Source organism: Dietzia papillomatosis NBRC 105045 (assembly GCF_001570845.1).
In the GTDB taxonomy this organism is placed as follows: Bacteria; Actinomycetota; Actinomycetes; order Mycobacteriales; family Mycobacteriaceae; genus Dietzia; species Dietzia cinnamea.
This window is the reverse complement of sequence record NZ_BCSL01000091.1, coordinates 1-2,007: the sequence shown is the minus strand read 5'-3', so window position 1 is coordinate 2,007 and position 2,007 is coordinate 1. Positions and strand designations below refer to the sequence as shown.

The window sequence follows — 2,007 nt, the reverse complement described above, 5'->3', positions numbered from 1 at the left end:
GGTTTTCCCAGCTCAGCAGCCCGCTAGGGTTGACGGTGGGAGAGGTTCGGTGAGCGCGGTTGTCGGCTGAGGGTTGTGCCTCGTGAACAGAGAATGCGACACCGGATCTGCCCCGCCACATGGCCCGTTTGAAGGGAATTGACGGACTGGCCTGGCAGAGGTGTTCTGTCGACTGGTCGCGCCGGATGACACGTAAGCACGGGCACACCCTGGCGGCGACACCTCTCGGCCGATTGCTGGCCGCGGGGCGCCGATGGCCTGCTGTGGCAGCGGCTCGAGTATGCGGGGCCGCGGCGACGGGATGCTCCCGAGACCGATAAGTACACAGGAAGCCACGGCCGCACTACCCGATGGCGCGGCGATGATTGTGGGGCTTCCCTCCTGCGACGTCGCAGGCAGGCTTGGTGGAGCCTGCCGGCACGTGCGATGCCGCTCGAGGACGCCCGGCGACATCGTCTCGACTGTCCCGCTATGGCGAGCGTGGCAGGAAGGAAGCCCGAACCCATGACTTCAACGGGCACAGTCCATAGTCCCACAACGATTCAGGCCCGCGCCGGGATCGACTGCGCGATCGTGGCGAATCACCAGTGCGAGCTGATCGAATATCGCGACGACGGCACGACACGAACAACCCGCAAGACCATCCCGAGCACCGCGGCCGGGATGAACGAGCTGACCAGGTTTCTCGCAGCAGTCGACGTCGCCGTCGACGTGGTCGCTGAACCGACTTCCCTGACCTGGGTTGGTATCCAGGCTGCGGTCGGCGCCGCCGGCGGCCGGTTCTACCTGATCGGCACCAGGCACTCCTCTCGACTGCGCGCAGCGGTGGCCGGCAAGAACAAGTCCGACGTCATCGATGCGCATCTGCTGGCCAAGGCGCTCGACTTGTTCGACCTTGAACCGCTCGTCGTTGCCGACGTCGGTTCCGAGGCCATCAAACGCTCGGCCCTGTCGCGGGGCGATGCCCGCGTGCACTACGACCAGTGCTGGCGCCGACTGCGTTCTTACGTCGCCGCCACCGTTCCGGACATCGACAAGATTCTCGCCGGATCTCGTACCCGCACGTTGGCGGTGCTGGGGCGGTGGCCTGACCTGCGAGCCCTGGCCCGAGCACACCGGTCCACCATCACCGCAGTGCTGCGCGAACACTCCTACTGCGGTGGCCGCCAGGAGCAGATCGCTGACCAACTCCGCAGTGCCGCGGCGGCCTGGGTGGGCATCCTCAGGGACTACTACGACCTAGATTTCTGGGCTTTGAAGGTCGCTGGAATGCTCGCCGACATCGATCAGGCCGCGGACCGATTCGACCGCTACACCGAGCAACTCGACGGGCTCTGGCACGCCTTCTACGGCCCCGATGATCTGCTGCTCTCGGTGCCGGGGACCGGCCCGATCACCGCGGCGACGATTCGTGGCTGGCTCGGCGACGGGTCCCGTTTCGCCCGCCCCGAGGACTTCGCCTCCTACTGCGGACTGACCCCATCGAACTGGTCGTCGGGAACCATGGAGCACAAACATCGCGCGATCAGCAAGGAAGGCCCGTCGGCTTTGCGGATGGCGGTGTTCCTCGCCGCGAATGCGGCACGCACATCCGACCCGCAGCTCGCTCGGGTGTACCACCGGCTCATGGTCGACAAGGGTCAGCACCACAACAAGGCCGTGTGCGCGGTCGCCCGCAAGCTCGCCGAGCGGATGTGGATAGTCGTGCACCGCAACGCGCCCTACGAGTACCGCGACGACGACGGCGCGATCCTCGACATCACCCAGGCTCGGGCCATCGTCCGCGAGCGCTACCAGGTGCCCGCGGAAGTCCGCGCCCGCCACCGCAACCACACCACCGCCCAAAGGAGAGCCCGACTGGCAGCCTGGCCCCTCCCTCGCCTCGCCACCACGAGGCCCCAGATCAGCCGTAGAGCCCGGCGCTCTACGGCGCCTCGACATGCATCCCGACAGGACCATCCTGAGGGGGGTTGACAATCGTTAGGGAATCTCTTCGCATCTGAGCGT

General features: G+C 66.5%; 1 protein-coding gene. It reads left to right on the top strand.

Annotation, left to right across the window (positions count from 1 at the left end; all coding sequences use genetic code 11):
* Positions 1 to 471 precede the first annotated feature (471 nt).
* Positions 472 to 1,974, top strand: a complete 1,503-nt coding sequence (locus DPA01S_RS15870; RefSeq protein WP_198150847.1) for an IS110 family RNA-guided transposase — start codon at positions 472 to 474, stop codon at positions 1,972 to 1,974.
* Positions 1,975 to 2,007: the final 33 nt, after the last annotated feature.